This is a genomic window from Burkholderia lata (assembly GCF_000012945.1).
GTDB lineage: Bacteria > Pseudomonadota > Gammaproteobacteria > Burkholderiales > Burkholderiaceae > Burkholderia > Burkholderia lata.
In genome coordinates, this window is record NC_007510.1 from 1,237,117 (window position 1) to 1,262,178 (window position 25,062).

Consider the following 25,062-nt stretch of genomic DNA (forward strand, 5'->3'; position numbering starts at 1 on the left):
AGTATCGAGGAGAACACCTGATGAAGTTGGATTGGCGTAAAGTGGCCGCGCATGCGGTGGTGGCGGCATCGGCCGTGGCGGCAGGCAGCGCGATGGCAGCGGATCTGAAAGAGATCCGTTTCGGCGTCGAAGCCTCGTACGCGCCGTTCGAATACAAGACGCCCGACGGCAAGCTGACCGGCTTCGATATCGACATCGGCAACGCGGTGTGCGCGAAGCTGAAGACGAAGTGCGTGTGGGTCGAGAACGACTTCGACGGTCTGATCCCGGCGCTGCAGGCACGCAAGTTCGACGCGATCAACTCGGACATGACGATCACCGACCAGCGCAAGCACGCGGTCGCGTTCACCGACGCGATCTACACGATCCCGAACCAGCTGATCGCGAAGCAGGGCAGCGGCCTGCTGCCGACCCCGCAATCGCTGAAGGGCAAGCGCGTCGGCGTGCTGCAGGGCACGATCCAGGAAGCGTACGCGAAGAAGAAGTGGGCGCCGGCAGGCGTCGAAGTCGTGCCGTACCAGACGCAGGACCTGGCCTACGCCGACCTGAAGTCGGGCCGTCTCGACGCGACGTTCCAGGACGCGGAAGCCGGTTCGAAGGGCTTCCTGACGAAGCCGCAAGGCCAGGGCTTCGCGTTCGCGGGCGGTACCGTGAGCGACGCCGAGATCCTCGGCTCGGGCGTCGGTTTCGGCCTGCGCAAGAACGACGCGGCGCTGAAGACCGCGCTCGATCAGGCGCTGAAGGAACTGAAGGCCGACGGCACGATCGACAACCTCGCGAAGAAGTACTTCAGCGTGCCCGTGACGCTCAAGTAAGCGTTGCGTTCGATCGCACGATGCAAGCAAACCGGCCGCTGATGCGGCCGGTTTGTTTTTGGGGGCGGGAAAGGACGGGAAGCGGTGCGGCCGCGCCCGGCGGCCGGGTCAGGCCGGAAAGAACCGGCCCAGTTCGCGCGCGAGCTCGTTGAGCACGGCCATCTCCTGCTGCGTGATCTTGCGCGCGGGCTGTGCGCCGGCCCAGTCGCCGTACAGCAGCGCGACGGTCGTCGTGCCGACGCGCACGGGCAGCAGCACGAACGCGCGCGTGTCGTCGAATGCGTCGAGATACCACGCGGGCAGGCGCTTGAGCATCTTCGGCTCCTGCGCCTGCTCGATGAAGATGCCGACCGAGTTCGAGATCGCGAGATGAAACACGTCCGGCTCGAAGCGCTCGTCGAAGCGCAGCCGGTAGAGCGTCGTATCGACGCCGGGGCCGAAGCCGAGGCGCGCGGCGAACATGCCGTCGTCGTGGCGCACGAACATCACGGTGCGCGTGAACGCGAGGCCGGCCAGCAGGCTTTCCGACGCGAGTGCGAGCACCGGTGTCAGCACGTGCTCGGACGGCAGCGCGCGCAGATCCGCGAGGCCGGCTTCGAGGCACGCCTCGGGCTCGGCCTGCGCGCGCGCGATCGCATCGGCGTTCGCGCGCAGCTCGACGATCTCGCGCATCACGGTGTCGCTTGCTTCCTCGCGCGCGAGCCGCTCGGCGATCTCGACGAGCGCGTCGGATTCCATGTCGAGTTCCACGCCGTAGTGCTGCGCGAGCGCCGCGATGCGCGCGTCGCGCTGCGGGCTCGCGGGCATCACGAGCGCGCCCGCGACGTCGGTCGAGCAGCGGCTGATCGTGCGCAGCCAGCGGACGCGGGCGGCCGGGCCGTCATCGGACGCATGGCCCGCATCGTGGTCGTCGTCATCGTTGCCGAACGCGTCGGCGTGGACCACGTGGTCGTGGTCGGCCATCCCCGCGCGGATCACGTCGGGCAAGCGCCAGCGCGCGGCCGCCTCGAGCCCGATCTCGTCGAAGCCGACACCGAGCACATCGATGCAGGCGGCTGCTTCGTCGCCGTTCAGCTCGGCCGCGCGGCGGCGGATCCGGTCCCATTCGCTGTCGAGATAGCAGACCACGAGCAGCTTGCCGACCTGGCGCATCAGCGTGCAGACGACGGCTTCCTCGCCCGCGCGCAGTTCGGCGCGTTCGGTGAGCTTGCGCGCGACGCAGCCGGACAGCAGCGCGCGGTTCAGTTCGAGCTTCGCGTCGATGCGTCGCGGCGTACTGTGGTGGAAATGGTCGACGAGCTTGAGCCCGACGACCAGATGGCCGACGGCGTCCATGCCGAGCACCATCAAGGCGCGGGTCACGGTCGTGATGTTGCCGCCGAACGCCATGTACATCGCGGAGTTCGCGAGCCGCAGCACTTTCTGCGTGAGCGCGAAGTCCGACAGCACGACGCGCACGAGCGCGGTGAAGTCGAGGTCGTCGTTCTTCATCGCGGCCATCGTCGCGCGCAGCGATTCCGACAGCAACGGGAAATCGCCCCGTTCGTTCATCCGGGCCCACAGCTTGTCGAGCAATGCGGTGCGGGGCAGGTGTTCGGTGATTGACATACGGATCTGTCCGGTTCGCCGCGCGCGTCAGGCGGCGGCGTGCAGGTGCAGTTGCTGCGCCTCGAAGCGCCGCGCGAGCTCCTCGGACGGCAGCGCCTGGCAGACGAGCCAGCCCTGGATATGGTTGCAGCCCATCTCGGTCAGCAATTCGCGCTGCGCCTCGGTCTCGACGCCTTCCGCGACGAGCTCGAGATCGAGCGTCTGCGCGAGGCCGACCACCGCCGACACGATCGCGCGGTCGTTGCGCGAGGTCAGCAGGTTCTCGACGAAACTGCGGTCGATCTTCAGCTTCGCGAGCGGGAAGCGCTGCAGATACGCGAGGCTCGAATAGCCGGTGCCGAAATCGTCGATCGCGAAGCGGATGCCGAGATCGGTCAGTTCCTCGAGCAGCCCCTTCGCCTGCGCCGGATCGTGCATCAGCAGGCTTTCGGTGATCTCGAGCACGATGCGGCGCGGGTCGATGCCCGTCAGCGTGATCGCCTCGCGCACGCTCTGCGTGAAGCGCGGGTCGCGGAACTGCTGCGGCGACACGTTGACCGCCACGTACTGCAGCGCAAGCCCCTGGCGGTCCCAGGCGACGAGCTGCATGCACGCGGCCTTGAGCACCCAGTTGCCGAGATAGTTGATCAGGCCGATCGATTCGGCGAGCGGAATGAACGTCGCCGGCGGCACGAGGCCGTGCACCGGATGGCGCCAGCGGATCAGGGCCTCGACACCGACCACCGCGCCCGACTGGCTGCGCGTGATCGGCTGGAAATGGAGCGAAAACTCGCCGTTGCGCACGCCGTCGTACAGGTCGGCCTCGAGCTTCAGCCGTTCGGCGTCGGCCGGATCGTCGACGGGCGCGTGGAACGCGAGCGCATTGCCGCCCGACGCCTTCGCCTGCGAGAGCGCGTGGTCGGCGCGGCGCAGCAGCGGGCTGTGGTGCTGTGCGCGATGGGGCAGTGCACGTTCGTCCGGATAGAGCGCGATGCCGATGCTCGCGGACAGGTGCACGGTCTGCCCCTGGTACACGTAGGGCTCGCGCACCGCGGCCTGCAGCCGGCGCGCGAGTGCGTCCGCCGCATTGCTGGCCTGCGTGCGGTCCGGTGCGCCGAGCACGACCGCGAACTTGTCGCTCGCGACGCGCGCGAGCTGCTCGTTCGGCGTGACGAGCGCCTTCAGCCGCTGCGCGGTCTCGCGCAGCAGCGTGTCGCCCGCGTCGTAGCCGAGCGCGCGGTTGATCCGCTGGTAGTCGTCGAGGTCGAGCAGCAGCAGCGCCGCGCAGGTGCCTTCCCCGTCGGCGGCCTGCTGCGCGCGCATCAGCGCGGGCACGAGCGCGGACAGGTTGCCGAGCCCCGTCATCGGGTCGTGATGCATTTCGTACGTCAGGCGTGCCTCGAGCGCGCGCCATGACGACACGTCGAACGCCGCGATCGCGAACCCGTCGACCCCGTGGTGGCGGCTCTTGAACGCGCGGATCTCGACGTCCAGCGGGTAGGTGAGCGACTTGACGATGCACATCGTCGCCTTCTCGACCTGGCCGGAACGCGCGGCGCGTGCAAGCAGGCCTTCGAGTGCCGCGGTATCCTGTTCGGCGATCAGGTCGCGCAGCGTCAGCGTGTGCAGGTAGTCGCGGTGGTAGCCGATGAAGCGCAGGCTCGCGTCGGACACGTACAGAAAGCGCAGTTCGCGGTCGACATGGGCGAGGAAATCCACCGTGCCGACCGTCTGTTCCAGCCAGTTGCGCACGGAGTCGTCGCGTCGCGGCGCGCCGGCGCGCGCGGGCATCAGCGCGCCGCCCGACCAGGCGAAGCGGCGCAGCGTATGCAAGGCGCTGCGCCAGGAGCCCTTGCGTGACGTCTGTTTCCTGTTGGCTTCCATGTTTCTCGCTGACGTGAAGGGCTGGAACCGGTTGTCCGGAAGGAATAACGGCAGACTGTGCGGAATCTTTAACGGACTGGCCGCGGATGGCATGGCCGCTGGACCGGATCGGTCACGCAGGTGTTCGACAGGCGAACGCCGGCGGGGCCTACATCGAGGCTGACTTTATAAGAAATGAGGACGCAGATGAAGCGAAAACTGTTGCTGGGCGCCGCCGTGGCGGCGCTGGTGGCCGGCCATGCGCTGATGGCGCAGGCGGAATTGAAGCCGGGTGCCGCGGCGCCCGATTTCACGACGCAGGCGTCGCTGGGCGGCAAGACTTACACGTACTCGCTCGCGGACGCGCTGAAGCAGGGGCCGGTCGTGCTGTATTTCTACCCGGCCGCGTTCACGAAGGGCTGCACGATCGAGGCGCACGCGTTCGCGGACGCGGTCGACCGTTACAAGGCTTACGGCGCGACGGTGATCGGCGTATCGGCTGACAAGATCGACACGCTGACGAAGTTCTCGGTGAGCGAGTGCCGGAGCAAGTTCCCGGTCGCGGCCGATCCGGACGCGAAGATCATCCGGGAATACGACGCGAAGCTGCCGGCGATCGACAAGGCGAACCGCGTGTCCTACGTGATTTCGCCGGAAGGGAAGATTCTCTACGAATACACGAGCATGTCGCCCGACAAGCACGTCGAGAACACGCTCGCCGCCGTGAAGGCGTGGGCGGACGCGCATCCGAAGCAGTAAGCGGATGCCCGTACGTCAAGGCGGCCCGTCGTGCGGGCCGCCGGTACGAAGCAGCGCGCCGCCCGCGCGGCGGCGCGCGTGAGCCTGCTAGGCGCGCAATGCCTGCTCGATCGGCACGCTGCCGCCGACGAAGCCGACGATCTTGCGCGAGATGCCGAGCTTGATCGCCTCGATCGCGGCCCAGGCCACATCCTGGCGCGACACGGGCGGGGCGCCTTCGAACCACGCGTCGGTCAGCGCGATCTTGCCGACGCCCGGATCGTCCGTGAGCGGGCCGGGGCGCAGGATCGCGTAGTCGACGCCCGACGCGATCACGCGATCGTCGCCTTCGCGCTTCATCTGCGAATAGTGGCGCAGCGCGTCCGGGCCGAGTTCCGGCCGGTACGCGGACAGCGAGCTGATCACCACGAGCTTCTGCGCGTTGTAAGCCAGCGCGTATTCGGCTGCGCGGGCGACCGCGTCGCGGTCGACCTGCTCCTCTTCGGCCGCGCCTTCCGATTCGGCCGAGCCGGCCGCATAGATCACGTGCGAGATGCCCTGGAATGCGTGCGAGAAATCGTTCGTCAGATCGGCCTCGACCACCCGTGCGCCCGCCAGCGCATAACCGTGGCGGCGCACGAGCGCCGTGACCTCGAACTCCGGCTGCTTGAGCAGCAGATCCGCGCAGGCCTGGCCCGTTCGGCCGGTCGCGCCAATCAGCAGTACCTTCGTCGTCATGAAACCGCTCCTTGCTCGATGCGTCATCCTTCCAGATAGGGACGGACGACCGATAACTCAAGTGTAATGTCGATTTGCCGCCGCGGCGGGGGTGTATTAAGGGGCGTACCGGCATCGGGCGTACCGGCTGCGCCCACCCGGGCTGCCCGGCGCGGGCACGCGATCCGCGGCGGCACGGCCGACACCGGCATTCCGGCCGCCATTCATTCACACGGATGCGGGAATGACGCGCCGACCGGCTATCATGTGCGCGATGCATTTTTCGCCGTTACGTCATACAACGCATCGGCCCACTGGTTGGAGTACACATGGCATTACCCCTGGACAACGTCAGCATGGCCGTGTTCTGCGACTTCGAGAACGTCGCGCTCGGCGTGCGCGACGCGAAGTACGAGAAGTTCGACATCAAGCCCGTGCTGGAGCGCCTGCTGCTGAAGGGCAGCATCGTCGTGAAGAAGGCCTATTGCGACTGGGATCGCTACAAGGGCTTCAAGGCGTCGATGCACGAGGCGAGCTTCGAGCTGATCGAGATTCCGCACGTGCGCCAGTCGGGCAAGAACTCGGCCGACATCCGGCTCGTGGTCGATGCGCTCGACCTCTGCTACACGAAGTCGCACGTCGATACGTTCGTGATCATCAGCGGCGACTCGGATTTTTCGCCGCTGGTGTCGAAGCTGCGCGAGAACGCGAAGAAGGTGATCGGCGTCGGCGTGAAGAAATCGACGTCGGACCTGCTGGTCGCGAACTGCGACGAATTCATTTTCTACGACGACCTGGTGCGCGAGCAGCAGCGCGCGCTCGCGAAGCGCGAACAGCAGCAGCGCGCGGGCAACGGCGGCGCGAAGCGGCCGGACGAACCGTCGTCGCGCAAGCACGACCTGGACGCGCGCAAGGCCGAGGCGATCGCGCTGGCGGTCGAGACGTTCGACGCACTCGCGTCGGAGCGGGACGACGTCGGGAAGATCTGGGCGTCGGTGCTCAAGAGCGCGATCAAGCGTCGCAAGCCGGATTTCAACGAGTCGTACTACGGGTTCCGCGCGTTCGGCAACCTGCTCGACGAGGCGCAGGCGCGCGGCCTGCTCGAAGTGGGGCGCGACGACAAGTCGGGCGCGTTCGTGTCACGGGCACGCCAGTCGGCGGCCGCGGAGCACGTCACGGCGGGCGGTGAGGGCGGGCACGGCGGCGCGCACCACGGTACGCGTGCGGCCGAGCCGGCGCGGGCCGGGCGCAATGCGCAACGTCGCGGGCAGCGGGCGGAAGCGGTCATGCACGAAAGCGTGCAGGTCGAAGCGGACGACGCGGAAGTGGCCGAGGTTGCCGAGGTGGCCGAGGCGGCACCGATGATGTCGCCGGCGGAAACGGCCGAAGTAACCGACGCGGCCGACGCGCATGGCGAAGTGAAGGATGGCCGCAAGCGCGCACGCAAGACCGCGGCGAAGAAGGCAGGTGCGAAGAAGGGCGCTGCCGCGAAGAGCGCAGGCCGTCAGGCAGCCGGGAAGCCGGACGACACCGGGCATGGCGCGCCGAAGCACGGTGGCGACAAGCACACGCACGGCAAGCATGCCGACGACGCGCATCGCGACGCGGAGCAGGGCGACGAGCGGCACGTCACGGTGACGCACGCGGGGCCGGCGGCAGGCGATGCCGGTGCCGAGCGTGCCGCCGCCCAGCCGTCGCACGACGCGGCGCCGGTCGAAGCGGTTGCGGAAACGCCGGCCGCTGCCAAGCCGAAGAAGCCGGCCCGCAAGGCCGCACCGCGCGCGCGTCGTCCGCGCAAGGCGGCGGACGCTGCCGAGTAACGTCGGCCGGCCGGATGCCGTCCCGAGCGGGGCGGCGTCCGCGCCACGATACCGGCCGGTGCAACGCCGGCCCGTCGAACTAGCCGTTCAGCACATAAGGCTGCGTCATCACTTCTAGGAAGTGGCCGTCCGGATCGTCGAAATACACACCGCGGCCGCCGTTGTGGCGGTAGATGTCATCGGGTTGCCGCTTCGCCGGATCGGCCCAGTGCGGCAGCCCGCGCTCGCGAATGCGCGCGAGCACGCGATCGAAGCCTGCTTCGTCGAGCAGGAACGCGTAATGCTGCGACGCGATCTCTCCCGACTGTTCATAAAAATCGAGCGACACGCCGTTCCCGAGCGGGACGACCAGCATCGCGCCGAACGGCGTCGGCGGCGGCAATTCCAGCAACTCGGTGAGGAAGCGGCTCGACGCGCGTTTGTCGCGACACCAGACGATCGTGTGGTTGAGCTGGACGTTCATGGTGTGTCCCCGTGAAGGGCGCAGCGGTGGGCATGGACTCACGATAGCCGATCGTCGCCGCTGTTCAAGCGCGAAAAAAACGGCCGCCCGAGGGCGGCCGCTTTCATCACTCCCCGGCGACGGCCGGCCCGCCGGTATTCCCGCGGCGGTTGCGGCGTTTCTCGCCCCACACACGGAAGCGGTCCATGTACAGGTAGACGACCGGCGTCGTATAGAGCGTCAGCACCTGCGACACGATCAGGCCGCCGGCGATCGCGATCCCGAGCGGCGCACGCAGCTCGGCGCCGTCGCCGTTGCCGAACGCGAGCGGCAGCGCACCGAGCAGCGCGGCCATCGTCGTCATCATGATCGGGCGGAAGCGCAACAGGCACGCCTCGTGGATCGCGTCGAACGACGATTTCTGGTTGTTGCGCGTCTGGTCGATCGCGAAGTCGACCATCATGATCGCGTTCTTCTTCACGATACCGATCAGCAGGATCACGCCGATCAAGGCGATGATGCTGAACTCGGTCTTGAACAGCAGCAGCGCGAGCAGCGCGCCGACGCCGGCCGACGGGAGCGTCGACAGGATCGTGATCGGGTGGATGTAGCTCTCGTACAGGATCCCGAGCACGATATAGACGGCCAGCAGCGCCGCGAGGATCAGGATCGGCTGGTCGTTCATCGACTGCTGGAACGCCTGCGCGGTGCCCTGGAAGCTGCCGACGATGGTCGGCGGGACGCCGACCTGCGCCATCGTCTGGTAGATCACCTGCGTCGCCTGCGACAGCGACACGCCGGGCGGCAGGTTGAACGAGATCGTCGTCGCGACGAACAGCCCCTGGTGGTTGACCGACAGCGGCGTCGTGCTCGGCCCGAACGTCGCGATCGCCGACAGCGGGATCATCGTCGACTTCGACGTCGACACCGACGCACCCGACGACGCGCTCGACTTGCCGCTCGCCGCGATCGAGTTGAGCGCCTGGTTGCGCGCGGAGTCGGACGCGATTGCCGCGGCGCTCTGCGTGGCCGTGCCGGCGCTCGACGTGCCGGCGGAGGTCGCAACGTAGGTGCCGGCGGCCGCGTTGGTGGTCTGCGAGCCGTTCGCGCTGCCGCCCGACGTGCTGACCCACACCTGGTTCAGCATCTCGGGGCTCTGCCAGTATTTCGGCGCGACTTCCATCACGACGTGGTACTGGTTCAGCGGGTTGTAGATCGTCGAGACCTGGCGCTGGCCGAACGCGTCATACAGCGTGTTGTCGATCTGCGCGGGCTTGATGCCGAACCGCGCGGCCGTCGCACGGTCGATCGTCACCATCGCCTCGAGGCCGCCTTGCTGCTGGTCCGAGTTCACGTCGGTCAGCTCCGGGCGCTTCTGCAGCGCCTCGGTCAGGATCGGCCCCCACTTGTACAGGTCGGCGCTCGAATCGCCGAGCAGCGTGAACTGGTATTGCGCGTTGCTCTGCCGGCCGCCGACGCGGATGTCCTGCGCCGCCTGCAGGAACGTGCGCGCGCCGGCGACGTCCGCCAGCGGCGGGCGCAGCTGCTGGATCACCTGGTCGGCCGACAGCTTGCGCTCGGTGCGATCCTTCAACGTGACGAACATGAAACCCGAGTTGGTCTGCGTGCCGCCGGTGAAGCCCGCGACGCTTTTCACGTTCGGGTTGCTCTGCACGATCCGCATCATCTCGGAGAACTTCAGCTTCATCGCCTGGAACGACGTCGACTGGTCGGCCTGGATGCCGCCGATCATCAGCCCGGTGTCCTGCTGCGGGAAGAAGCCCTTCGGCACGACGATGTACAGGTAGACGTTCAGCCCGATCGTCGCGAACAGCGTCAGCAGGATCAGCAGCGGCCGGCGCAGCGCCCACGACAGCGAGCGCTCGTAGCCGCGCTGCATGCGGGTGAAACAGTGTTCCAGGAAGCGCCCGAAGCGGCCTTCGCTTTGCGGGTCGTGCGACTCGGGCAGCAGGCGCGCGCACATCATCGGCGTGACCGTGAGCGATACCGCGAGCGACACGGCGATCGCGAGCGACAGCGTCAGCGCGAACTCGCGGAACAGCCGCCCGACGATGCCGCCCATCAGCAGGATCGGCAGGAACACCGCGACGAGCGAAATGCTCATCGACAGCACCGTGAAGCCGACCTCGCGCGCGCCGTCGAACGCGGCCTGCATGCGCGACTTGCCGTTCTCGATATGCCGCGAGATGTTCTCGAGCACGACGATCGCATCGTCGACGACGAAGCCGGTCGCGACGATCAGCGCCATCAGCGACAGGTTGTCGATCGAGAAGCCGAGCAGGTACATCGCGCCGAACGTGCCGATGATCGAGATCGGCACCGCCACGCTCGGGATCAGCGTCGCGCGCCAGTTGCGCAGGAACAGGAACACGACCATCACGACGAGGCTGACCGCGATCAGCAGCGTGTGCTCGGTGTCCTTCAGCGATGCGCGAATCGTGGTCGAGCGGTCGAGAACCGGCGTGACCGTGATGTCGGCCGGCAGCGACGCGGTGAGCTGCGGCAGCGCCGCGCGCACGCGGTCGATCGTGTCGATGATGTTCGCGCCGGGCGAGCGGTAGAGGATCACGAGCACCGCGCGCTTGCCGTTCGACAGGCCGAGGTTGCGGAGATCCTCGACCGAATCGACGACGTCGGACAGGTCGGACAGCCGCACGGCCGCGCCGTTGCGGTACGCGACGACGAGGTCGCGGTATTGCGACGCCTCGGATGCCTGGTCGTTCGTATAGAGCTGGTAGCGCTGCGGGCCGAACTCGATCGCACCCTTCGGCGCATTGGCGTTCGCGGACGCGAGCGCCGCGCGCACGTCCTCGAGGCCGATCCCGTAGTGGAACAGCGCCTGTGGCTCGAGTTCGACCCGCACGGCCGGGTTCGCGGAGCCGCTGACCGACACCTGGCCGATCCCGTCGATCTGCGACAGCGACTGCTGCAGCACCGTCGACGCGGCGTCGTACAGCTTCGCGGGCGACGAGGTCTCCGACGTCAGCGACACGATCATGATCGGCGAGTCGGCCGGGTTGACCTTGCGGTAGGTCGGGTTGCTCTTCAGCGCGGCGGGCAGATCGGCGCGCGCCGCGTTGATCGCGGCCTGCACGTCGCGCGCGGCGCCGTCGATGTCGCGGTTCAGGCCGAACTGCAGGATGATCCGTGCGTTGCCGACCGTACTCGTCGACGTCATTTCCGACACGTCGGCAATCGAGCCGAGGTGCCGTTCGAGCGGGCTCGTCACGCTGGTCGCGACGGTCTCGGGGCTCGCGCCGGGCAGCGACGCCTGCACCGAGATGGTCGGGAAGTCGACCTGCGGCAGCGGCGACACCGGCAGCTTGACGAACGCGAACAGGCCCGCGAGCGCGACGCCGATCGCGAGCAGCGTCGTCGCGACGGGGCGGGTGATGAAGGGGCGCGACAGGTTCATCGCTTACGCATCCGTGCGCGGGCCGGCTTGCGGGCCGTGGCGTTCGAACCAGCCGCGCACGCGGCGCGCGAGCGAGTCGAAGCCGAGGTAGATCACGGGCGTCGTGAACAGCGTCAGCACCTGCGACACGATCAGGCCGCCGGCGATCGCGATCCCGAGCGGCTGGCGCAGCTCGGAGCCCGCGCCGGAGCCGACGATCAGCGGCACCGCGCCGAGCAGCGCGGCGAGCGTCGTCATCAGGATCGGCCGGAAGCGCAGCAGGCACGCCTGGTAGATCGCTTCGCGCGGCGGCTTGCCTTCGACGCGCTCGGCCTCGAGCGCGAAGTCGATCATCATGATCGCGTTCTTCTTTACGATACCGATCAGCAGCACGATGCCGATGATCCCGATGATGTCGAGGTCGTGCCCGGTGATCATCAGCGCGAGCAGCGCGCCGACGCCGGCCGACGGCAGCGTCGACAGGATCGTGATCGGGTGGATGTAGCTCTCGTACAGCACGCCGAGCACGATGTACATCGTGACGACCGCCGCGAGGATCAGGAACAGCTGGTTCGACAGCGAGGCCTGGAACGCGAGCGCCGCGCCCTGGAAGCGCGTCTGGAACGACGCGGGCAGCCCGATGTCCTTCTCGGCGGCGTCGATCGCCTTGACCGCCTCGCCGAGCGAGGCGCCCGCCGCGAGGTTGAACGAGATGGTGGTCGACGGGAACTGCGACAGGTGCGCGACCAGCAGCGGCGACGGCCGCTCGTGGAACGACGCGATCGACGACAGCGGCACCTGGCCGCCGCCCGCCGACGGCAGGTAGATGTCGTTCAGCGATTGCGCGTAGTGCTGCTCCTTCGGCTCGGACTCGAGAATCACGCGGTACTGGTTCGACTGCGTGAAGATCGTCGACACGATGCGCTGGCCGAACGCGTCGTACAGCGCGTTGTCGACGGTCGCCGGCGTGATGCCGAAGCGCGCGGCGCTCGGACGGTCGATCTCGATGTAGACCGACTGGCCGTTGCTCTGCAGATCGGTCGCGACGTCGGCGAGCGACGGCTCCTGCTGCAGCCGCGCGACGAGCTTCGGCACCCAGGTCGCGAATTCTTCGGAATTCGGGCTCGTCAGCATGAACTGGTACTGCGTCGGGCTGACGGTCGAGTCGATCGTCAGATCCTGCACCGACTGCATGAACAGCGAGATGCCGGTGATGTTCGCGACGCGGTGCTGCAGATCGCGGATGATCTGCGCGGCCGTCTCGGAACGATCGTCGCGCGCCTTCAGGTTGATCAGCATCCGGCCGCTGTTCAGCGTGATGTTGCTGCCGTCGACGCCGATGAACGACGTCAGGCTCTCGACGTTCGGATCCTTCAGGATCTCGGCCGCGAGCGCCTGCTGGCGCTCGGCCATCGCGCCGTACGAGATCGACTGCGGCGCCTGCGTGATCGCCTGGATCACGCCGGTATCCTGCGCGGGGAAGAAGCCCTTCGGCACGTAGACGTACAGCAGGCCCGTCAGCGCGAGCGTCAGCAGCGCGACGACGAGCGTCGAGCGCTGGCGGTTCAGCACCCATTCGAGCGCGACCGCGTAGCGCGCGATCACCCAGTCGATCGCCTGGTGCACGCGCGCCTCGAAGCGATGGCTCTCGGGCGGCGGCGAATGGCGCAGCAGCTTCGCGCACATCATCGGCACGAGCGTGAGCGACACGATCGCCGAGATCACGATCGTCACCGCGAGCGTGATCGCGAATTCGTGGAACAGGCGCCCGACCACGTCGCCCATGAACAGCAGCGGGATCAGCACCGCGATCAGCGACACCGTCAGCGAGATGATCGTGAAGCCGATCTGCTTCGAACCCTTCAGCGCGGCCTCGAGCCCTGTTTCGCCTTCCTCGACGTAGCGCGCGATGTTCTCGATCATCACGATCGCGTCGTCGACCACGAAGCCGGTCGCGATGGTGAGCGCCATCAATGACAGGTTGTTCAGCGAGAAGCCGGCCATGTACATCACCGCGAGCGTGCCGATCAGCGACAGCGGCACCGACAGGCTCGGGATGATCGTCGCGTAGATGTTCGCGAGGAACAGGTACATCACGAGCACGACCAGCCCGACCGCGAGCAGCAGCTCGAACTGCACGTCGCGCACGGCGGCGCGGATCATCGTCGTGCGGTCGGTGACGATCTGCACGTCGAGCGCGCCCGGCAGCGTTTCCTGCAGCTTCGGCAGCTGCGCCTTGATCGCGTCGACCGTCTGGATCACGTTCGCGCCCGGCTGGCGCTGCACGTTCAGGATGATCGCGGGCTCCTTGTTCACCCACGCGCCGAGCTTGGTGTTTTCCGAGCCGGCGACGACCGTCGCGACGTCGGTGAGCATCACCGGGCGGCCGTTCTTGTATGCGACGACCGCGCTGTTGTATTGATCGGCGCTCGTGAGCTGGTCGTTCGCGTTGATCGTGTACGCGCGCGTCGGGCCGTCGAAGTTGCCCTTCGGCGTGTTGACGTTCAGGTTCGAGATCGTCGTGCGCAGGTCGTCGAGGTTCATCCCGTACTGCGCGAGCGCGGTCGGGTTCGCCTGGATGCGCACGGCCGGGCGGTTGCCGCCCGACAGGCTGACGAGGCCGACGCCCGCGACCTGCGAGATCTTCATCGCGAGGCGCGTGTCGGCGAGATCCTGCACCTGCGTGAGCGGCAGTGTTTTCGACGTGACGGCGAGCGTCAGCACCGGCGCGTCGGCCGGGTTGACCTTCGCGTAGATCGGCGGGGCAGGGAGGTCGGACGGCAGCAGGTTGCCGGCCGCGTTGATCGCGGCCTGCACTTCCTGTTCGGCGATGTCGAGCGGCAGGTCGAGCGAGAACTGCAGCGTGATCACGGACGAGCCGGCCGAGCTTTGCGACGACATCTGGTTCAGCGACGGCATCTGCCCGAACTGCCGTTCGAGCGGCGCGGTGACCGACGAGGTCATTACCTCCGGGCTCGCGCCCGGGTAGAAGGTCTGGACCTGGATCGTCGGATAGTCGACTTCCGGCAGCGCGGCGAGCGGCAGGAAGCGCAGCGCGACGAGACCGGCCAGCATGATCGCCGCCATCAGGAGGGCGGTGCCGACCGGCCGGAGAATGAATAGGCGGGATGGATTCATCGAGCGGCCCGCGCGTTACTGGGCCGCGGAGGCCGCTGCCTGCGACGCGCCGTGCTTGTGTCCGCCGCGATGGCCGCCGGCACCCGATGCCCCCGACGCCGCAGCGGCGCCGTGCGCGCCCGACGCGCCTTTCGGCTTGTCGGCCGGGATCGAGATCTTCGCGCCTTCGCGCAAGCGGTCGGAGCCGTCGGTCACCACGCGCTCGCCGAGCGACACGCCGCTGACGATGCTCGTGCGTTCGCCGTCGACCGGGCCGATCGTGACCTTGCGCACCGTCACCGTGTTGTCGGGTTTCACGACATAGACGAACTGGCCGATCGAGCCGGTCAGCACGGCCGCCGTCGGCACGATCGTCGCGTTGCGCAGTACGTCGACGAGCAGGCGCGTGTTCACGAACTGATTCGGGAACAGCATGCCTTCCTTGTTATCGAAGTTTGCACGCAGCTTGACCGTACCCGTGCTCGTGTCGATCTGGTTGTCGAGCGTCGCGAGCGAGCCGGTTTCGAGCGGCACCGTGTTGTTGCGGTTGTATGCGGTGACCGACAGTTTCTGGCCTGCGTTCACCTGCTTGAGGATCTGCGGCAGGTTGTCTTCCGACGTCGTGAAGATCACGCTCATCGGCTGCAGCTGCGTGATCACGACGAGGCCGTTGGTATCGCCCGGCGTCACGTAGTTGCCGGGGTCGACCTGGCGCAGGCCGACGCGGCCCGACACCGGCGCGGTGATGCGCGCATACGTGAGGTTCAGCTTCGCGGAATCGATCGCGGCCTGGTCGGTCTTCACCGCGCCTTCGTATTGCTTGACGAGCGACGCTTGGGTATCGACGGTCTGCGACGCGATCGAATCCTGCGACAGCAGCGTCTGGTAGCGCTTCAGGTCGAGGCGGGCCGTTGTGAGCAGTGCCGAGTCGCGCGCGTGCGTGCCTTCGGCATTCTCGAGCGACACCTGGTACGGGCGCGGGTCGATCTGCGCGAGCACGTCGCCCTTCTTGACGATCTGGCCTTCCTGGAACGCTACCGACTGCAGGTAGCCGGACAACTGCGTCTTGACCGTTACGTTCGCGAGCGGCGTGACGGTGCCGAGCGCGGACAGCACGATCGGCATTTCGCCCTGCGTCGCGGTCGCGACCTGAACGGGCTGCGGAATGTTCGCCATCGCGGCGGGGCCGCCACGGCCGCGGTGGCCGCCGGTACCGCCGGCCGCGCTTGCGCCCGCGCCGCTCGCCGCAGTGCCGGTTGCCGGCGTGCGGTTCCACGGATGCCACCACAGCAGGCCGCCGATGACGACGACCGCGAGCGCGCCGGCCATCAGCGTGCGGCGCGGGCGCCGCGCGGCGGGAGACGCGGGGTCTTTCGAAGGAGGCGTGGGCTTTTGTTCGTTATCCATCGTGATCTGTCAGGAAGACGGCGCGGCGTGCCGGAAATCGGACTGCTGGGCTGCGCGTGGGCGAGCGGTGCCGGGAGGGGGCGTCCGGCTCGGTCCGGGCCCCCGCCGGTCTGCGCGGGAAAAGAGCGGTGCGCACCGCGAGTGCGGCGCGACGATGGGCATGATCCTACGTCCCGTCCCCGTTACAGTCCAGTGGTCTATCTTTCAACGGGTTACGGTCGTTACAGAACGCGACAGGACGATGACGAAACGATTACACGCTGATGCGACGGGCCGGTGCGCCGCCGATCTCGCGGGTGATTTTCGCGATGCATTCGTGCAGCGCGGGCACCACGTGTTCGTGCAGCCATTCGGGCGGGCACTGGTGCGACGCGCCACCGCAATTCACCGAATAGCGCTGCCCCGACGGGCCGACGAAACCGGCCGCGACGGCATTCAGGCCCTCGCGCCATTCGCCGATCGCGATCGCGTGGCCGTCGCGCATCGCGTCGTCCAGCGCGGGGGCGCGGACACATGCGGCCAGTCGTCGCCCGCCGTGGTGCGCAGCGACTCGAGCAACAGGCGGCGTTCGTCTTCCTCGAGTGCGGCGAGATACGCGCGGCCCACTGCGGTGCGCGCGATGTCCATCCGCGAGCCGATTTCGAGGCGCGTGACGAGCACGGCCGAGCGCGGCCGGATCACGTCGATCGCGACCATGTCGAGCCGGTCGCGCACCGCGAGGTGCACGGACAGCGACGTGCGTTCGGCCAGTTCGATCATGAACGGCCGCGAACGCGCGCGGATGTCGAAGTTGCGCAGGAAGCCGTGGCTCAGTTCGAGCACCGACGCGGTGAGCACGAAGCGCTCGCTGTCGGGCAACTGGAACAGGAAGCCGGCGCTGACGAGCGTCGCGGTGATGCGCGAGACGGTCGGCTTCGGGATGCCGGTCAGTTCGGTCAGCTCGCGGTTGCTGACAGGCGCGTCGGCCGCCGCGATGCGGCGCAGCACGGCGAGGCCGCGGGCGAGGGCGGTGATCTCGTCGGGCGACGATTCACGGTCCCGCGACGCGGGATGGGTTACAGTTGTCGACACGAGGGATTCTCTCTAATTCCGAAACTCGATTTCAATTTTGTTGGTATTGTAGGACTATTGTCAAAGGATGCATGTTCTGCTGGCGAACCGGTCATTGGATGAGATTTTACGGGTTCACCCTTGGTTTATTAGGAAAACGCTCAAATGAGCGTTGCCAGAAAGTGCATGAACCGGTGCAAATACCGCTTGACTTGTCGGGCGGAAACGGAAAGAATGTCTCACGTTTTCGAAACATCGTTTCAAGAGTTTAACCGGCAACGATGTTTCGCGCAGTCTCTCAGGTTCTAGCACGGCCCTCGGAATGGCTAGAACTTTTTTAGCGCCACGGTCTCCGTGGCGCTTTTTTTTGCCCGTCTTTCTGCTCGTCCGCCCGGACGCGTCAGGCCCGTATTATCCCCCGATCGTCGAACCCCCCTGTTTGAACGCAGGCGGCCGCTGTTTGCGCGCGCGCTTTGCGTGTGCGCCGGCGAAAAAAAAGCGCGATGCCCGCACTGGGCATCGCGCATCAAACGGCGTGGAGCGCCGACGAATGAACGGTGATGAAGAAAGGGGCCTGGCCGGGACGCAGGCCCGCCTCGCGTGGTCCGGTCAGGCCTTCGCGAGCTTGATGCTGGTCTGCTCGGCCGTCAGGTAGCCGACGCTGGCGCCGAAGCGGTCCTTGAAGTTCGCGCGCACGAGCGGATCGAGCGTCGGCTTGACCTTGTCGTGCAGCGGCGATTCCCAGTCGCCCGCGTGCTGGAAGTTGCTCATGATGTACGTCCAGCCGTTGATCTCGTCGACCGCGTGCAGGCCCGTCGATTCGGCGCCGGCCGGGCACGACAGCACGCGCGTGAGCGATTTCGTGTCGACGTTGTAGGCCCACAGGAAGTTGTTCACGTGCATGCCCGAGTCTTCGCCGATGAAGAGCGTGCGCAGCTTTTCGGAAAACTTCAGGTTGTCCGGGTTCGCGATCTTGTCCGGGTTCGCGAGGTTGCCGAGCCCGTCGGCGGCGGCGAGATCCTCGCCGACCAGCGCGGCCGGCGCGCCCATGTCGACCGGCACCCATTCACTGTCGATCGCGCTGCCCGTCGTGTCGCGCTGGCTGCCCTTCAGGTTCAGTGCATAGACGGCGCCCGCGGTGATCTTCTTGTCGACCGCGACGTCGCGCGACACCGCATTGCCCTTGACCATCGACGTTTCGATCCGCGACATCGCCGTATAGACGATCTTGTCCTTCGCGTTCACGGTCGTGCCTTCGAGCTTCGTGAAGCCCATGCTGCCGCCGAGCAGCGCCGCGTAGCGGTGCGTCTCGAGGAACGCGGCCGCCTTTTCCATCCCCGGCTTCACGCGCATCCAGTTGAACTTGCCGCCGAAGTGGATCTTCGTGTAGCTCGCATCGTTCGGGTCGGTGGTCGTCAGGTCCATGATGTCCGACGCCTTCAGCGTGTTCGCGAGCGCTTCGATCTCGCTGCTCGTCGCGTGGCCGATCTTGATCCACGTGAGCGTCGCGGTGCCCGCACCGGCGGACGACGTCTGCGTCCACTTCGCGACGTACAGCGTGCCGGCCGACAGGTCGGCCGCCTTGTCGGCGACGAACATGAACAGGCCGCCGTTGGTTGCGTCGTCACCCATCATCACGGTGCGCTGGTCCGGCATCACCTGGATCAGCTCGTGCGAGATGCGGCCGAGGCAGTAGTGCTTCTTCACGGTGCCCGTGCCGTCCGGATTCACGGTGATCTCGGGCAGGTGGCCGTAGTGGTAGGGGTTCGCCTTCGTCTCGTCGCCGAACGTGTTCTTGCTGAACGCCTTGAACTGCGCGTCGGTCGCGACCTTCGTCGCGTCCGGTTCGTACTCCTCGCTCGACAGGTGCGTGCCCCACGGCGACAGGCTCGCGCCGCACGTGATCCACAGGCCGTGCGCCTTCGACGTGTCGACGTTGTGGTACTTGACGACCTTCAGCGCGCCGTTGGCCGGATCCTGGTCGAGCGTGAGCACCGCGATCGGCGACGGCAGCTGGCCGTACTGCGATGCGCTGGCCTGGTCGCGGGTCGTGTATTCGAACTGCACGACGGCGAACACCGTGTTGCCCTTCACGCCGGGCACGTTTGCGTTCTTCAGCGTCAGCAGCGAGCTGCCGTCCGGGCAGTCGGAATAGAACTGGCGCTCCTTGCCGGCCACCGAGCGATCGATGATCGGCTGGTTGTTGATGTCGTAGTAGCCGCCCGCGAGCGTCGTGCCGCCCTTGCCGTCCGGCACCAGGTCGCCCGTCACGAAGAACGGCCGGTACGCCAGCTTGAAGTTGCGTGCCGAGCCGTCCGAGAACGACACCGACAGCGTCGAGCCGACCGTCGTCGTGGCCATCGCGGCCGCGTTGTCGAGCGAGGGCGCGGCCATCGCCGAGAACGTCGCCGACGTGTACGCGGCGGCGACCGGGGCCGGCGTCGACGCGGGATTGTCGTCGCCGCCGCAACCCGTCAGCAGGGCCGGCAGCGCGAGGCCGGAAAGCGGAAGCATCGGCGCGCCGGCGAGGATCTTCAGGGCCTGACGACGGGAAGTATTGGGCAACGCGGGCATGTGGTGTCCAGTTTCAGTTGTTGGAAGAATGGCCTTCGCGAGGCAGGCGGTCAGCAAGCTCGGCGAAGGCGAATTGAAAACTGGACGGAAGTGTAAGGACGCTAGATGAAAGTTTTTTGAATTGAAAACGTAATGATACGTCGGGCGTTCGTCAGGCGCTCAATCGCGTTCGGGCGTTGCCGAGATGCGGTGGATCGACAGGTCCGCGCCGTCGAACTCGGCTTCGCGATCGAGGCGCAGCCCGACGGTCGCTTTCAGCGCGCCGTAGACGAGCGTGCCGCCCGCGGTCGCGATCGCGATGCCGCCGAGCGTGCCGACGAGCTGCGACATGAACGACACGCCGCCGAGACCGCCGAGCGCCGGCAGGCCGAACACGCCGGCAGCAAGGCCGCCGAGCGCGCCGCACATGCCGTGCAGCGGCCACACGCCGAGCACGTCGTCGATGCGCCACTTGTTCTGCACGCAGGTGAACATCGCGACGAACAGTGCGCCGGCCGCGGCACCCGTGACCAGTGCGCCGATCGGGTGCATCACGTCGGAGCCCGCGCACACCGCGACGAGGCCCGCGAGCGGCCCGTTGTACGTGAAGCCCGGGTCGTTGCGGCCGGCCATCCACGCGGCGAGCGTGCCGCCGACCATCGCCATCAGCGAGTTCACGGCGACGAGGCCGCTGATCTTGTCGAGCGTCTGCGCACTCATCACGTTGAAGCCGAACCAGCCGACCGCGAGTACCCACGCGCCGAGCGCGAGGAACGGGATGTTCGACGGCGGGTGCGCGGCGATCCGGCCGTCCTTCGCATAGCGGCCGTGGCGCGCGCCGAGCAGCAGCACGGCCGGCAGCGCGACCCAGCCGCCGAACGCGTGCACGACGACGGAGCCCGCGAAATCATGGAACGGCGCACCGAACGCGTGCGTGAGCCAGGCCTGCACGCCGAAGCGGTTGTTCCAGGCGATTCCTTCGAAGAACGGATAGATGAAGCCGACGATGATCAGCGTCGCGACGAGCTGCGGATTGAACTTCGCGCGCTCGGCGATGCCGCCGGACACGATCGCGGGAATCGCCGCCGCGAAGGTCAGCAGGAAGAAGAAGCGCACGAGCGCGTAGCCGCTGTGCTGCGACAGCGTGCCGATGTCGTCGAAGAACTCGACGCCGTACGCGATCGTGTACCCGATGAAGAAGTACGCGAGTGTCGACACCGAGAAGTCGACCAGGATCTTCACGAGCGCGTTGACCTGGTTCTTCTTGCGGACCGTGCCGAGTTCGAGAAATGCAAAGCCCGCGTGCATCGCGAGCACCATGACGGCGCCGATCAACAGGAACAGTGTGTCGACGCCGGATTTCAGACCATCCATGCCGTGGCTTCCTTGCGCCAAAAACGGGCAAGGAACGCAAGTATCGAGCCAACTTGGTGAACGGCTGCGTGGAGTTGGTGCTTCGACACCGTGTGGTGCGGCAATCCGGTGAATCGTGCACGGGAAGGGGGCGCGGCCGCTGCGGGTGCGACGCGATGCCGGTTGCACGCGTGTGGTGCGGCGCGTGCGGAACTGGTGCGTGCGATGTGCCGATTGGTGCGGTGTGGTGCGTCGTGGTGCGCGACGGTGCGTCGCTGCGCACCGTTCCGGCGCGTCAGTGGCGCGGGAACAGCAGCGGCGTCCGGCGCAGCCGCAGCGCGCACGCCGACCAGTATGCGGCGACGGTTGTCAGACCGAGCGCGGCAAATGCGAGCGCAGCGAAGCCCACAAGCGACTGGCCGTCGGCGGTGGGGCCGAGGATGCCTTCCGCGACGATCAGCGCGGCCGTCCAGAAGCCGATCACGGCCTGCGTGAGCAGGCGTGCGGACGCGACGCGGCGCGGGCGGCCGGATTCGGCCAGGCGGCGCGCCGACGGCGAGCGCAGGCACAGGAACAGGGTGGCGGCGAGTACGGCGGCCAGGGCGATGAACCAGTCGATGAGGAAATCCATGAGAAAAAGTGGGCACGTCCAGAGCGGATTGAAGCGTGCCCACTTTAGTGTCCTCGCGTGTGCGATTGAATCAGACGAGTCCGAAATTGAAAGCCATTTTTAATGACGGTGCGTGATTGGCCCTGTTCCACAGGCGGTATCATCGACGTCGGTCCAACCACGAGGCCGTGCGACGCGCGGCCGGAGATTGCTGATGAACATGAAGACAACGCGGGCGCGTCGCGTGCCCGGGTCCGTACTGGTGGCCGTGGCCGCCGGTGTGCTGCTGTTGCTCGCGGGCTGCGAGAAGTCCGGTACACCGGTCACGCAACCCGATACGGCCGCGAGCGCGGCCGCCGATGCCGCGAACAACGCGGCCAAGGCGCTCGACCAGGTGGCGAGCACCGTCAACCAGCAGCTCAATGCCGCGAAGGCCGGCATCGCGTCCGCGGCGTCGGCCGTGCCGCCGCTGTCCGCGAGCGGCCTCGCGTCCGCCGCGCAGGCGCAGATCGACGCGGCCGCGTCCGCGGTCGTCGCGCATGCGGCTTCCGAAGCCGGCGCGAAGATCGCCGAAGCCGGCAAGAAGCTCCAGCAGTGGAGCCAGCAGAACGCGTCGGGCGCCAAGCCCGCAAGCGGAGAGTGACGCGGGCTTGCATGATCCGCGAAATGTAATTATAGTGGTTACACATGTCGCCGGCCGCAGGATGGGCCGGCGTCGTCAAGTGAGTCAGGAATGAATACCAGCAGCCGGTTCGCGTTTGCCGTCCACGTGCTTGCCTTGCTGTCGATGCAGGAAGGCGTGCCGCTGTCGTCCGACATCATCGCGGGCAGCGTGAACACGAATCCGGCGCTGATCCGCCGATTGCTGTCGATGCTGGCGGCCGCAGGTCTGACCACGTCGCAACTGGGCGCGGGCGGCGGTGCGCTGCTGGCGCGCGAGCCCGGCGCGATCACGCTGCTCGACGTGTATCGTGCGGTCGACGATGCGCAACTGTTTGCGCTGCACCGTGAGGCGCCGAATCCCGCGTGTCTCGTCGGGCGGCACATCCAGGGCGCGCTGATCGACTACATCGGCGACGCGCAGCGTGCGATGGAAGCATCGCTTGGCACGCGCACGCTGGCCGACGTCACGGCCGACGTGCTGAATCTGGAGCAGCGCACGCAACAGGCGGCACGCGCCGGCGGATGACCGGCGGCAGGGCAGGAAGCCGGACGGCGCGAGAGGCGCGGCGACCGGCGCAACGGGGGCTTTGCCCCGTTTTTTTCGGTCTTATATGTAATTAAATGTGTTACATATTTTTCTTACTGGAGAATCGATATGACGCAACGTACTTTGAATATCGCGCTGTTCGGCGCCACCGGCACGATCGGTTCGCGCATCGCAGCAGAAGCCGCACGACGCGGCCATCGCGTGACCGCGCTGTCGCGCAATCCGGGTGCAGCCGGCGAGGGCATCACCGCGAAGGCGGCCGACCTGTTCGACGCGGCCAGCATCGCGGCCGCGCTGCCGGGCCATGACGTCGTCGCAAGCGCGTACGGTCCGAAGCAGGACGATGCAGCGAAGGTTGTCGCGGCGGCGAAGGCGCTGGTTGCCGGCACGCGCCAGGCCGGGCTGAAGCGGCTCGTGGTGGTGGGCGGTGCCGGTTCGCTCGAAGTCGCACCGGGCAAGCAGCTCGTCGACAGCGAAGGTTTCCCGGAAGCGTACAAGGCGGTCGCACTCGCGCATCGCGACGCGCTCGACTACCTGAAGACGGTCGGCGATCTCGACTGGACGTTTTTTGCGCCGGCCGCGCTGATCGCCCCGGGCGAGCGCACGGGTACGTTCCGCACGGGCGTCGGCAAGCTGATCGTGGACGCACAAGGCAACAGCAAGATCTCGGCGGAAGACTACGCGATCGCGTTCGTCGACGCGCTCGAGCAAGACAGCTTCGTGCGCGAGATCGCGACGGTCGCGTATTGAGCGGTGCGCCGGCCGGTGGCGCGCAGGCGCCGGGCCGGCTGCGACGTGCAGGAACCACGGGCGATTCCACCTTCACGGGCGGGATCGCCTGTTTCATTTGGTGCGTGCCGCGTACCGGCAGCATCGTTCGTTTCGGGCGGGTGCCGGATCGGTATTTATACCGGTCGACGCGGTGAAGCCGTTTCCATATTGTTCCCCGTTGTGCAGGATGAATAGAATAAATTTCTATCTACGAGGGACTGGAGAAATGGACGCCATCGATCGCAAGCTGCTGGAGCTGTTGCAGGCGGATGCCACGCTGCCGATCGCGGAACTGGCACAGCGCGTGAACCTGTCGCAGACGCCGTGCTGGAAGCGCGTGCAGCGGCTCAAGGAAACCGGCGCGATTCGCGCGCAGGTTGCGCTGTGCGATCCGCGCAAGCTCGGGGTCGGCACGACCGTGTTCGTCGCGATCCGCACGAACCAGCACACCGAGGAATGGGCGCAGCGTTTCACGCAGGCCGTGCGCGACATGCCGGAAGTGGTCGAGGTGTACCGGATGAGCGGCGAGACCGATTACCTGCTGCGCGTCGTGGTGGCTGGCATCGACGATTACGACCGCGTCTACAAGCAGCTGATTCGCGCGGTGCCGCTGTTCGACGTCAGCTCGTCGTTCGCGATGGAGCAGATCAAGTATTCGACCGCGCTGCCCGTGCGCGATCTTGCGGAGCCGGCCTGACGCGGCAATGAAACGCGGCAATGAAACGCGGCAATGAAACGCGGCAATGGAAGGCGGCAATGGAAGGCGGTAACGAAGCGCGGCAATGAAACGACGCGGGCGCGCATCGCGCCCGCGGGTTCAGCGGCCGCGCGCCAGTGCACGCGCGCGTTCGTCGGCCAGCGCGTCGCGCCGCACGAAATCCGCGACGAACGGGCTGGCCGGATGGTGATGTAGCGCGTACGGCGTATCCCATTGCGCGAGCTGGCCGTCCTTCATCACGCCGATCCGGTCGGCGATCGCAAATGCTTCGGCCTGGTTGTGCGTGACGAGGATCGCGGTGTGGCCGGTGCGTTTCAGGATGTCGCGCAGCTCGAACGCGAGCCGCTCGCGCGTATCGACGTCGAGATTCGAGAACGGCTCGTCGAGCAGCAGTAGCTCCGGCGACGGCGCGAGCGCACGCGCGAGTGCAACGCGCTGCTGCTGGCCGCCCGACAGTTCGTGCGGATAGGCGTTGCCGGAATCGGCGAGGCCGACGAGGTCGAGCATCTCCGCGACGCGCATGCGCCGTTCGGCTTTCGGCATGCGCCGCAGGCCGAACGCGACGTTGTCCGCCGCGCTCAGGTGCGGGAACAGCGCGTAGTCCTGGAACATCATGCCGATGCGGCGCCGCTCGGGCGGCACGTCGAGCGACGGCGCCGCGACGGGCGCGCCGTCCAGCACGATGCGTCCCATGCGTACCGGTTCGAAGCCGGCGATCGCGCGCAGCACGGTGGTCTTGCCGCAGCCGGACGCGCCGAGCAGGCAGCCGATGTCGCCGCGCGGCAGTGCAAGGCTCAGCCCGTCGACCACCGTGCGGCGGCCGTGCGGCGTGTCGTACGCGAGGCAGAGGTCATCGAGTTCGAGCAGGTTCACGGT

General features: G+C 67.2%; 18 protein-coding genes and 1 pseudogene. 7 read left to right on the plus strand and 12 right to left on the minus strand.

Going from position 1 to position 25,062, the window contains the following annotated elements; all coding sequences use genetic code 11:
- Nucleotides 1-20 precede the first annotated feature (20 nt).
- A complete protein-coding gene (locus tag BCEP18194_RS11620; RefSeq protein ID WP_011351465.1) occupies nucleotides 21-815 on the plus strand; it encodes an ABC transporter substrate-binding protein in 795 nt (264 codons plus the stop codon).
- A gap of 108 nt (nucleotides 816-923) precedes the next feature.
- Here the strand turns inward: BCEP18194_RS11620 and BCEP18194_RS11625 are convergent, their stop codons facing one another.
- Together BCEP18194_RS11625 and cdpA are read right to left on the minus strand one after the other, a co-directional pair.
- Nucleotides 924-2,423: an HDOD domain-containing protein gene (locus tag BCEP18194_RS11625; protein ID WP_011351466.1), complete on the minus strand. Its 1,500-nt coding sequence runs from the start codon at nucleotides 2,421-2,423 to the stop codon at nucleotides 924-926.
- Between the two features lie 27 nt (nucleotides 2,424-2,450).
- Entirely contained in the window at nucleotides 2,451-4,193 is a 1,743-nt protein-coding gene (gene cdpA / locus BCEP18194_RS11630; RefSeq protein WP_206144581.1) for a putative bifunctional diguanylate cyclase/phosphodiesterase, read from the minus strand.
- A 279-nt stretch (nucleotides 4,194-4,472) separates the two neighbouring features.
- On the opposite strand from cdpA, the gene BCEP18194_RS11635 reads away from it, so the two are divergent.
- Nucleotides 4,473-5,024 (plus strand): peroxiredoxin, encoded by a 552-nt coding sequence (locus BCEP18194_RS11635; RefSeq protein ID WP_011351468.1) that lies wholly within the window; start codon nucleotides 4,473-4,475, stop codon nucleotides 5,022-5,024.
- Nucleotides 5,025-5,111: 87 nt separating this feature from the next.
- On the opposite strand, the gene BCEP18194_RS11640 is transcribed toward BCEP18194_RS11635, so the two are convergent.
- Nucleotides 5,112-5,741: an NAD(P)H-binding protein gene (locus BCEP18194_RS11640; RefSeq protein WP_011351469.1), complete on the minus strand. Its 630-nt coding sequence runs from the start codon at nucleotides 5,739-5,741 to the stop codon at nucleotides 5,112-5,114.
- A 308-nt stretch (nucleotides 5,742-6,049) separates the two neighbouring features.
- Between BCEP18194_RS11640 and BCEP18194_RS11645 the strand changes: the two genes are divergently transcribed.
- A complete protein-coding gene (locus tag BCEP18194_RS11645) occupies nucleotides 6,050-7,540 on the plus strand; it encodes an NYN domain-containing protein (protein ID WP_011351470.1) in 1,491 nt (496 codons plus the stop codon).
- A gap of 79 nt (nucleotides 7,541-7,619) precedes the next feature.
- Here the strand turns inward: BCEP18194_RS11645 and BCEP18194_RS11650 are convergent, their stop codons facing one another.
- The 8 genes and pseudogenes from BCEP18194_RS11650 to BCEP18194_RS11685 all read right to left on the minus strand — a co-directional run bounded on the left by BCEP18194_RS11650 (nucleotide 7,620) and on the right by BCEP18194_RS11685 (nucleotide 21,508).
- The gene (locus BCEP18194_RS11650; protein ID WP_011351471.1) at nucleotides 7,620-8,003 is read right to left on the minus strand and encodes a VOC family protein; all 384 of its coding nucleotides are present in this window, start codon (nucleotides 8,001-8,003) and stop codon (nucleotides 7,620-7,622) included.
- Between the two features lie 106 nt (nucleotides 8,004-8,109).
- Nucleotides 8,110-11,418: an efflux RND transporter permease subunit gene (locus tag BCEP18194_RS11655; RefSeq protein ID WP_011351472.1), complete on the minus strand. Its 3,309-nt coding sequence runs from the start codon at nucleotides 11,416-11,418 to the stop codon at nucleotides 8,110-8,112.
- 3 nt (nucleotides 11,419-11,421) lie between these two features.
- Nucleotides 11,422-14,535, minus strand: coding sequence for an MdtB/MuxB family multidrug efflux RND transporter permease subunit (locus BCEP18194_RS11660; RefSeq protein ID WP_011351473.1), 3,114 nt, complete (start codon nucleotides 14,533-14,535; stop codon nucleotides 11,422-11,424).
- 15 nt (nucleotides 14,536-14,550) lie between these two features.
- A complete protein-coding gene (locus BCEP18194_RS11665) occupies nucleotides 14,551-15,921 on the minus strand; it encodes an MdtA/MuxA family multidrug efflux RND transporter periplasmic adaptor subunit (RefSeq protein ID WP_011351474.1) in 1,371 nt (456 codons plus the stop codon).
- A 253-nt stretch (nucleotides 15,922-16,174) separates the two neighbouring features.
- Nucleotides 16,175-16,992, minus strand: a pseudogene (locus BCEP18194_RS11670) (IclR family transcriptional regulator).
- 588 nt (nucleotides 16,993-17,580) lie between these two features.
- Nucleotides 17,581-19,545, minus strand: a complete 1,965-nt coding sequence (locus tag BCEP18194_RS11675) for a PhoX family protein (RefSeq protein ID WP_011351476.1) — start codon at nucleotides 19,543-19,545, stop codon at nucleotides 17,581-17,583.
- 159 nt (nucleotides 19,546-19,704) lie between these two features.
- Entirely contained in the window at nucleotides 19,705-20,898 is a 1,194-nt protein-coding gene (locus BCEP18194_RS11680) for an ammonium transporter (protein ID WP_011351477.1), read from the minus strand.
- Nucleotides 20,899-21,172: 274 nt separating this feature from the next.
- Complete coding sequence (locus tag BCEP18194_RS11685) at nucleotides 21,173-21,508, minus strand: hypothetical protein (RefSeq protein WP_011351478.1); 336 nt, start codon at nucleotides 21,506-21,508, stop codon at nucleotides 21,173-21,175.
- Nucleotides 21,509-21,701: 193 nt separating this feature from the next.
- Between BCEP18194_RS11685 and BCEP18194_RS11690 the strand changes: the two genes are divergently transcribed.
- The 4 genes from BCEP18194_RS11690 (at nucleotide 21,702) to BCEP18194_RS11705 (ending at nucleotide 24,165) form a co-directional block, all read left to right on the plus strand.
- Entirely contained in the window at nucleotides 21,702-22,130 is a 429-nt protein-coding gene (locus tag BCEP18194_RS11690) for a hypothetical protein (RefSeq protein ID WP_011351479.1), read from the plus strand.
- 90 nt (nucleotides 22,131-22,220) lie between these two features.
- A complete protein-coding gene (locus BCEP18194_RS11695; RefSeq protein WP_011351480.1) occupies nucleotides 22,221-22,676 on the plus strand; it encodes an Rrf2 family transcriptional regulator in 456 nt (151 codons plus the stop codon).
- A gap of 129 nt (nucleotides 22,677-22,805) precedes the next feature.
- A complete protein-coding gene (locus BCEP18194_RS11700) occupies nucleotides 22,806-23,447 on the plus strand; it encodes an NAD(P)-dependent oxidoreductase (protein WP_011351481.1) in 642 nt (213 codons plus the stop codon).
- Nucleotides 23,448-23,694: 247 nt separating this feature from the next.
- The gene (locus BCEP18194_RS11705; RefSeq protein WP_011351482.1) at nucleotides 23,695-24,165 is read left to right on the plus strand and encodes an Lrp/AsnC family transcriptional regulator; all 471 of its coding nucleotides are present in this window, start codon (nucleotides 23,695-23,697) and stop codon (nucleotides 24,163-24,165) included.
- Between the two features lie 120 nt (nucleotides 24,166-24,285).
- Here the strand turns inward: BCEP18194_RS11705 and BCEP18194_RS11710 are convergent, their stop codons facing one another.
- Nucleotides 24,286-25,059, minus strand: a complete 774-nt coding sequence (locus tag BCEP18194_RS11710) for an ABC transporter ATP-binding protein (protein ID WP_011351483.1) — start codon at nucleotides 25,057-25,059, stop codon at nucleotides 24,286-24,288.
- Between the last annotated feature and the right edge of the window lie 3 nt (nucleotides 25,060-25,062).